Annotated in this window: 6 protein-coding genes and 1 tRNA gene; 5 read left to right on the forward strand and 2 right to left on the reverse strand. The window is 60.0% G+C overall.

Annotation, left to right across the window (positions count from 1 at the left end; all coding sequences use genetic code 11):
* Positions 1–503: 503 nt before the first annotated feature.
* The 3 genes from IAE33_RS24120 to IAE33_RS24130 all read left to right on the forward strand — a co-directional run bounded on the left by IAE33_RS24120 (position 504) and on the right by IAE33_RS24130 (position 2,429).
* A complete protein-coding gene (locus tag IAE33_RS24120; protein WP_028632352.1) occupies positions 504–1,139 on the forward strand; it encodes a TetR/AcrR family transcriptional regulator in 636 nt (211 codons plus the stop codon).
* Between the two features lie 114 nt (positions 1,140–1,253).
* On the forward strand, positions 1,254–1,859 hold the full coding sequence (locus tag IAE33_RS24125) for a DUF4823 domain-containing protein (protein WP_060483650.1): 606 nt from the start codon (positions 1,254–1,256) through the stop codon (positions 1,857–1,859).
* Between the two features lie 9 nt (positions 1,860–1,868).
* The gene (locus IAE33_RS24130; RefSeq protein ID WP_201165696.1) at positions 1,869–2,429 is read left to right on the forward strand and encodes a DUF1285 domain-containing protein; all 561 of its coding nucleotides are present in this window, start codon (positions 1,869–1,871) and stop codon (positions 2,427–2,429) included.
* Between the two features lie 61 nt (positions 2,430–2,490).
* Here the strand turns inward: IAE33_RS24130 and IAE33_RS24135 are convergent.
* Both IAE33_RS24135 and IAE33_RS24140 read right to left on the reverse strand, forming a co-directional pair.
* Positions 2,491–2,566, reverse strand: a tRNA-Asn gene (locus IAE33_RS24135).
* Between the two features lie 62 nt (positions 2,567–2,628).
* A complete protein-coding gene (locus tag IAE33_RS24140) occupies positions 2,629–3,825 on the reverse strand; it encodes an amino acid aminotransferase (protein ID WP_201165698.1) in 1,197 nt (398 codons plus the stop codon).
* A 282-nt stretch (positions 3,826–4,107) separates the two neighbouring features.
* Here IAE33_RS24140 and uvrB point away from each other — a divergent pair, with 282 nt between their 5' ends.
* Together uvrB and gltX are read left to right on the forward strand one after the other, a co-directional pair.
* Positions 4,108–6,123: an excinuclease ABC subunit UvrB gene (gene uvrB, locus IAE33_RS24145; RefSeq protein WP_201165700.1), complete on the forward strand. Its 2,016-nt coding sequence runs from the start codon at positions 4,108–4,110 to the stop codon at positions 6,121–6,123.
* Positions 6,124–6,289: 166 nt separating this feature from the next.
* A complete protein-coding gene (gltX, locus tag IAE33_RS24150; RefSeq protein ID WP_201165702.1) occupies positions 6,290–7,771 on the forward strand; it encodes a glutamate--tRNA ligase in 1,482 nt (493 codons plus the stop codon).
* The last annotated feature ends 350 nt before the right edge of the window (positions 7,772–8,121 follow it).

An 8,121-nucleotide genomic window follows, 5' to 3' on the forward strand; every position in this document is an offset into this window, starting at 1 on the left:
GCCTCAGCGCTTGACGGGCATCCAAGCCCGTCACCTCCCTCCGCAAGTCCTACGTTCGGCCTCCTGAAGTCGCGAAGATCAAGATCAACAGCCAGATCAAGATCAACAGCCAGATCAACAGCTGGATCAAGATCCAGAGCTAGCTCTCGCTGAGGCGTGCGGCTTGGGTGGGGTTGCCGCCGGCAAAAAAAACCCGGGTTCTGGGGGAGGAATCCGGGTTAAGACCATTAGGAGTAAAACAAAGGTACGCGGTCCCTGAGCACCTTTATCGGCACGCCACTTGGGGGGATGTGCCGGGCCGACACCTCTAGTATTGGCCAGGTTTGACGCAGCGCCAGTCGAAGTTGATCGTTTTTTAAACAGATTTGGAATACGCCAGCCCCCAAGTGCTCCCGCTCGGCATGGCCGCAGGCACCCGGAAACACAGATAACCACGGATGATCCGTGCAATTTCATGCAAGTTAGGCATAATAATCCGCTTCGATTGTCAGCCAGTCCTTCCCATGCAGAAAGAACCTCGTAAGGTCCGTGAGTTTCGCCGTCGCGAACAGGAAATCCTCGACACCGCCCTCAAGCTGTTTCTCGAGCAAGGTGAAGACAGCGTCACCGTCGAGATGATCGCCGACGCCGTAGGCATCGGCAAAGGTACGATCTACAAGCACTTCAAGTCCAAGGCGGAGATCTACCTGCGCCTGATGCTCGACTACGAGCGCGACCTCAATGAGCTGCTGCATTCCGCTGATGTAGACCGTGACAAAGAGGCCCTGTCGCGTGCCTACTTCGAGTTTCGCATGCGCGACCCCCAACGCTATCGACTGTTCGATCGCCTGGAAGAAAAAGTGGTCAAGGGCAACCAGGTGCCGGAGATGGTCGAGCAACTGCACAGCATCCGGGCCTCCAACTTCGACCGCCTCACACAACTGATCAAAGGCCGCATCAGCGAAGGCAAGCTTGAAGACGTGCCGCCGTACTTCCATTACTGCGCGGCATGGGCACTGGTGCATGGCGCTGTGGCCCTGTACCACTCGCCGTTCTGGAGCAATGTGCTGGAAGATCAGGAAGGCTTCTTCCAGTTCCTGATGGATATCGGCGTGCGTATGGGCAACAAGCGCAAACGCGACCCAGAGCCCGCCAGCTGATTGCACCTGCGGTTAAGGCCATGGGTAGCCGGCTATGACGTAGAGCAAAGCTGGCGCAAAAGCTGCATCCGCCAGCTATTCGCCGGTTTTTCGTCACCGGCCACTGGAGGAATGATGCGTAGCCTGGTCTTGCTGCTAACGCTTATGGCGTTGGGCGGGTGCATGAATGTCAGCGATATGGGGGAGGGCGTGCGCTACCACATGAGCGACGCCGGCCTGTTGGATCACAGCGACACCCGCCGTACCTTGTCCATCCGCCTGCAGCCCGACTCCTTTATTTTCATTGGCCAGGGGGCATTCGTGCCGCCCGGCAAAGGCCCCGTTCCTCGCCAGAACGCCGTGGCGGATGAAGCATTCAAGAGCTTCGTCGAATACTTCCCGCTGGTGCGTCGCGCCGACCGGCCCCTTGGCCTGGAAGAGGCCATCGTACAGGCGCGCTCGGTGGGCGCCGACTATGTGCTGTACACCCGGTTCGCCCGCACGGACGACCGCATTGGCAATGGGGATGAGTGGTACGACGAGCAGGCCGTCGACCGCCTTGGCTGGGACAGCGGTGTGGTGCAGATGATGCTGCTGGAAACCAATACGCGCTATTTGATCGACACGGTGCGCATCAAGAGCCGTGGCGGTTTGTTGACGTTCCACGATCAGACCCCGCAGGATTTGCTTGGCGCGCCAATGCGCGAGTACGCTCGTAGCCTGTTGGGCATGAGCCGATGAGGCAATGTGATGAGTGAGTCAGGCAAAACCAGCGATCTCCTGACGCAGATTCCCAGTAGCAAGGGCCTGCCACCGGTGCACCTGTGGAACCCGGATTTCTGCGGCGATATCGATATGCGTATTGCCCGCGATGGCACCTGGTATTACATGGGCACACCCATCGGCCGCAAACCGATGGTGAAGTTGTTTTCCGGCATTATCCGCCGTGAGGGTGATGACTATTTTCTCGTGACACCGGTAGAGAAGGTGGGCATCCAGGTGGATGACGCACCTTTTGTGGTGGTGGCGCTGGAGGTAATGGGCGAGGGCGAGCAACAGGTGCTGCGTTTTACCAGCAATGTGGAGGATCAGGTGGACGTGGGGCCGGCCAACCCTTTACGCGTGGTCACCGACCCCATTACCCAGGCGCCTTCACCCTATGTGTTGATGCGCGATAACCTCGAGGCGCTGGTCCATCGCAATGTGTTCTACCAATTGGTCGAGCTCGCCGTACCGCAGGTGCTGTCAGGTGAACAATGGTTAGGCGTGTGGAGCGGGGGCGTGTTCTACCCCATCGGCCAGGCCGATTGACGCGGTGTTGACCCAATAACGCAAAAGCCCCCGCTGCTTGCGCAACGGGGGCTTTTTTATCTGGCTCCGCGACCTGGACTCGAACCAGGGACCCAATGATTAACAGTCATTTGCTCTACCGACTGAGCTATCGCGGAATCTGCGCGTATCTTACTCATTGCCAGGGGGAAGTCAAGCAACCCCCTGTAAAATCAACCGGTTACAGTACTTCTACGATAGCCTTCGTAACCACGTGGATGTTGCTCTGGTTGAGCGCGGCTACCGCGATGCGGCCTGTGTCCAGCGCATAGATGCCGAAGTCGTTCTTCAGGCGAGTCACTTGCTCAACGGTCAAGCCGGAGTAAGAGAACATGCCCACCTGGCGGCCAACGAAGCTGAAGTCACGCTTGGCGCCGTACTGCGCCAGCAATTCGACCATCTGCTTGCGCATACCATGGATGCGCTGACGCATTTCAGCCAGTTCGGTTTCCCACATCTGGCGCAGTTCAGCACTGTTCAGTACCGTGGCAACGATGGTGGCACCGTGGGTTGGCGGGTTGGAGTAGGTGGTGCGAATCACCCGCTTGACCTGGGAAAGCACGCGCGTGCTTTCGTCCTTGGACGCCGTGACAATGGACAGTGCGCCGACGCGCTCACCGTACAGCGAGAACGACTTGGAGAACGAGCTGGACACGAAGAATTCCAGGCCAGACTCGGCGAACAGGCGCACCGCGAACGCATCTTCGGCGATGCCGTCGCCAAAGCCCTGGTAGGCCATGTCCAGGAACGGTACGTGCCCCTTGGCCTTGACCACTTCCAGAACATGCTTCCAGTCGTCCAGGGTCAGGTCCACACCGGTCGGGTTGTGGCAGCAGGCATGCAACACCACGACAGAGCCCGCTGGCAGGTTGGCCAGGTCTTCGAGCATGCCGGCGCGGTCTACACCGTTGGTAGGTGCGTCGTAGTAGCGGTAGGTTTGCACAGGGAAGCCCGCCGACTCGAACAGCGCGCGGTGGTTTTCCCAGCTAGGGTCACTGATGGCTACCACTGCCCCCGGTGCGATCCGCTTGAGGAAGTCAGCACCGATTTTCAGCGCGCCAGTGCCGCCCACCGCTTGCACGGTGACCACGCGGCCGGCGGCCAGCAGTGGGGATTCGGCGCCGAACAGCAGCTTCTGCACGGCCTGGTCGTAAGTGGCGATACCATCGATGGGCAGATAGCCGCGAGAGGCGTGCTGGGCGGCACGTTGGGTCTCGGCTTCGATCACGGCACGCAGCAGCGGAATGCGGCCTTCCTCATTGCAGTACACGCCTACGCCCAGGTTGACCTTGTCGGTACGTGGGTCGGCATTGAACGCTTCATTGAGGCCCAGGATGGGGTCGCGGGGTGCCAGCTCGACAGCGGAAAACAGGCTCATTGTTACCTTGGCTCGGATAGGAGGTGATAGGGCGTACACGCTCCAGCCGAATGCACTGAAGCGGTGCACAAACGGGGAGTCAGTATAGTGATCCCGCGCGGTCGCCGCGACACTCTGGCGCACCTTTTGCGCCTATTTGCGCAAAAAAATTTCGACCCTTGATCCGATTGCCAGGTCCACCGTTACACCGGGTCACCGTTCCACCTTCAAGGCATCCCCCAGCAGGCCCATTTGGGTATAGACTACTGGCTAAATTTACAGTGCAGCACCGCGAGGTTCGACATGTCCGAGTTTCAGCTCGTCACCCGTTTCCAGCCGGCCGGCGACCAGCCCGAGGCCATACGGCAGTTGGTCGAAGGCATCGAGGCGGGCTTGTCGCACCAGACGTTGCTGGGGGTGACCGGGTCAGGCAAAACGTTCAGCATTGCCAACGTCATTCAGCAGGTGCAGCGCCCTACGCTGGTGCTGGCGCCCAACAAGACCCTGGCCGCGCAGCTGTATGGCGAATTCAAGGCATTCTTCCCCAATAACGCCGTCGAGTACTTCGTCTCCTACTACGACTATTACCAGCCCGAAGCGTACGTACCTTCGTCGGATACGTTCATCGAGAAAGACGCGTCGATCAACGACCATATCGAGCAGATGCGCCTTTCCGCGACCAAGGCGCTGCTCGAGCGGCGCGACGCCATCATCGTCACTACCGTGTCGTGCATCTACGGCCTTGGCAGCCCTGAAACGTACCTGAAGATGGTGCTGCACATCGACCGCGGCGACAAGCTCGACCAGCGTGCGCTGCTGCGCCGCCTGGCCGACCTGCAGTACACCCGCAACGAAATGGATTTTGCCCGTGCCACCTTCCGTGTGCGTGGCGACGTGGTCGACATTTTCCCTGCTGAATCTGACCTTGAAGCCATTCGCATCGAGCTGTTCGATGACGAGGTTGAGAACATCGCCGCGTTCGACCCGTTGACCGGTGAGGTACTGCGCAAGTTGCCGCGCTTCACGTTCTACCCCAAAAGCCACTATGTCACCCCGCGGGAAACGCTGCTGCAGGCGGTGGAGGGCATCAAGGAGGAGCTCGGTGAGCGCCTTGAGTTTCTGCATAAAGGCAACAAGCTGGTCGAGGAGCAACGCCTGGAGCAGCGTACCCGCTTTGACCTGGAGATGATCCTGGAGCTGGGTTATTGCAATGGCATCGAGAACTACTCACGCTACCTGTCGGGGCGGCCGGCCGGGGCGCCACCCCCCACACTCTACGACTACCTGCCGGCGGATGCCCTGCTGGTCATCGACGAGTCGCACGTCAGCGTTCCGCAAGTAGGGGCCATGTACAAAGGCGACCGCTCGCGCAAGGAAACCTTGGTGGAATATGGCTTCCGCCTGCCATCGGCGCTGGATAACCGCCCTATGCGCTTTGACGAATGGGAAAGCGTGAGCCCGCAGACCATTTTCGTTTCTGCCACGCCCGGGCCTTATGAGGCCGAGCATGCCGGTCGGGTGGTGGAGCAGGTGGTTCGCCCTACGGGCCTTGTCGACCCTCAGGTGGAGATACGGCCCGCGCTCACGCAGGTCGACGACCTGCTGTCCGAGATACATAAACGCGTGGCCCTGGGTGAGCGCGTGCTTGCAACCACACTTACCAAGCGCATGGCCGAGGACCTCACTGACTACCTGGCCGATCACGATGTGCGGGTGCGCTACCTGCACTCTGACATCGACACGGTCGAGCGGGTCGAGATCATTCGCGACCTGCGTCTGGGCACCTTTGATGTGCTGGTGGGCATCAACTTGCTGCGTGAGGGCCTGGACATGCCCGAGGTGTCGCTTGTAGCCATACTCGATGCCGACAAGGAAGGCTTCCTGCGGTCGGAGCGCTCACTGATCCAGACCATTGGCCGCGCCGCACGGAACCTCAATGGTCGGGCAATCCTGTATGCCGACAACATCACAGGTTCAATGCAGCGTGCCATTGATGAAACCGAGCGCCGTCGTGAGAAGCAGATCGCGTTCAACGAGGCCCACGGCATCGTGCCGAAAGGGGTGGTCAAGGACATCACCGACATCCTCGAAGGCGCTACGGTGCCGGGGTCGCGCAGCAAGAAGCGCAAAGGGATGGCCAAGGCGGCGGAGGAGAGCGCCCGTTACGAAGCCGAACTGCGCACACCGGGGGAGATCACCAAGCGTATCAAGCAGCTTGAGGAGAAAATGATGCAGCTTGCCCGCGATCTGGAATTCGAGGCTGCAGCGCAACTTCGTGACGAAATCACCCAGTTGCGGGAGCGGCTGATCGTCAGCTGACCCCTCGAGAACCGAGCCGCGCCTGTCCGCATATTGCTGATGGTCTGCGGCCCTGCTTGGCACTTGCGCCTGCGCACGGCAAGCCGTGTGCGCGCCATCGCTGGAGCCCGATGGCTGCCACCTGCTAACATTCGGCCTTTGTTTCATCTTTCGTTCGAGACCCTCCATGACCACCGTACGCACGCGTATCGCGCCATCGCCGACCGGCGACCCCCATGTCGGCACCGCCTACATCGCCCTGTTCAACTACTGCTTCGCCAAGCAGCATGGCGGCGAGTTCATCCTGCGCATCGAGGACACTGACCAGCTGCGCTCAACGCGCGAGTCGGAACAGCAGATCTTCGACGCCCTGCGCTGGCTCGGCATCGAGTGGAACGAAGGCCCGGACGTCGGCGGCCCGCACGGCCCGTATCGCCAGAGTGAGCGGGGCGAGATCTACGCCCGCTATGCCAAGCAATTGGTCGACGCAGGCCACGCGTTCTACTGCTTCTGTACCGCCGAAGAGCTGGAGCAGATGCGTGCAGAGCAGCAGGCCCGTGGGGAGACCCCGCGCTACGATGGCCGTGCCCTGGCCCTGAGCGCCGAGGAAGTGCAGCGCCGCCTTGCGGCAGGCGAGCCGCACGTGATCCGCATGAAGGTGCCGAGCGAAGGCGTGTGCCTGGTACCCGATATGCTGCGCGGCGACGTCGAGATCCCGTGGGACCGCATGGACATGCAGGTGCTGATGAAAAACGATGGCCTGCCCACGTATTTCCTCGCCAACGTGGTGGATGACCACCTGATGGGTATCACCCATGTGTTGCGGGGTGAAGAGTGGCTGCCATCCGCACCCAAGTTGATCAAGTTGTACGAATACTTTGGTTGGGAACAGCCCAAGCTCTGTTACATGCCGTTGTTGCGCAACCCCGACAAATCCAAGCTCTCCAAGCGCAAAAACCCGACTTCGGTCACGTTCTACGAGCGTATGGGCTTCATGCCAGAGGCCATGCTCAACTACCTGGGCCGTATGGGCTGGTCCATGCCGGACGAGCGCGAGAAGTTCTCCCTGGCCGAGATGGTTGAACACTTTGACCTGTCGCGCGTGTCGCTGGGTGGCCCAATCTTCGACATCGAAAAGCTGTCCTGGCTCAACGGCCAGTGGTTGCGTGAATTGCCGGTCGAGGCCTTCGCTGCCCGTTTGCAGCAGTGGGCATTCAACAGCGACTACATGATGAAGATTGCCCCGCACGTGCAGGGGCGCGTAGAAACCTTCAGCCAGGTAGTGCCACTGGGCGGGTTCTTCTTCGAAGGTGCGCTGAAGCTCGACGCCAAGCTGTTCGAGAGTAAAAAGCTGTCGGCCGACCAGGTGCGCCAGGTGATGCAGTTGATCCTGTGGAAGCTCGAAAGCCTGCGTCAGTGGGAGAAGGAACGCATTACGGGCTGCATCCAGGCCGTGGTCGAGGCCCTGGAGCTGAAACTGCGTGACGCGATGCCGCTGATGTTCGCCGCCATCACCGGGCAGGCCAGTTCAGTGTCGGTACTCGATGCCATGGAAATCCTCGGCCCGGACCTGACGCGTTATCGCTTGCGCCAAGCGTTGGACTTGCTGGGTGGCGTTTCGAAGAAAGAAAACAAGGAGTGGGAAAAACTGTTGGCCACCATCGCCTGACGGCGCCAACGAATCGCTAGCATCGCTCGCTTTACCGCCATAACCTGGCCCGTAGGAGCGAGCGTAGCTCGCGATGCGTCGCCCAGCGACGCCCCTGAACGCCTCATTCCCACGTAAAAGCTGCACCTGCGTCCAGCCCATTGCGGTAAGTGATTGTTATCTGTGAAAAAACTTTTGGGTATTTTCAAAAATTCGTTTGACAGGTCTACGATCCGAACTTAATATGCGCCCCGTCCACAGCGATGAACGAAATGAAGCGCCAGGCACCCAGCCAGCGATTCTGTTCAAAGCGACATTGTGGGGCTATAGCTCAGCTGGGAGAGCGCCTGCATGGCATGCAGGAGGTCAGC

The organism is Pseudomonas sp. S60 (assembly GCF_016647865.1).
Lineage (GTDB): Bacteria > Pseudomonadota > Gammaproteobacteria > Pseudomonadales > Pseudomonadaceae > Aquipseudomonas > Aquipseudomonas parafulva.

Bases quoted from the DNA above. Each gene is read 5' to 3' on its own strand.
- IAE33_RS24120 (WP_028632352.1), top strand. From the start codon at position 504: ATGCAGAAAGAACCTCGTAAGGTCCGTGAGTTTCGCCGTCGCGAACAG.
- IAE33_RS24125 (WP_060483650.1), top strand. From the start codon at position 1,254: ATGCGTAGCCTGGTCTTGCTGCTAACGCTTATGGCGTTGGGCGGGTGC.
- IAE33_RS24130 (WP_201165696.1), top strand. From the start codon at position 1,869: ATGAGTGAGTCAGGCAAAACCAGCGATCTCCTGACGCAGATTCCCAGT.
- IAE33_RS24140 (WP_201165698.1), bottom strand. From the start codon at position 3,825: ATGAGCCTGTTTTCCGCTGTCGAGCTGGCACCCCGCGACCCCATCCTG.
- uvrB (WP_201165700.1), top strand. From the start codon at position 4,108: ATGTCCGAGTTTCAGCTCGTCACCCGTTTCCAGCCGGCCGGCGACCAG.
- gltX (WP_201165702.1), top strand. From the start codon at position 6,290: ATGACCACCGTACGCACGCGTATCGCGCCATCGCCGACCGGCGACCCC.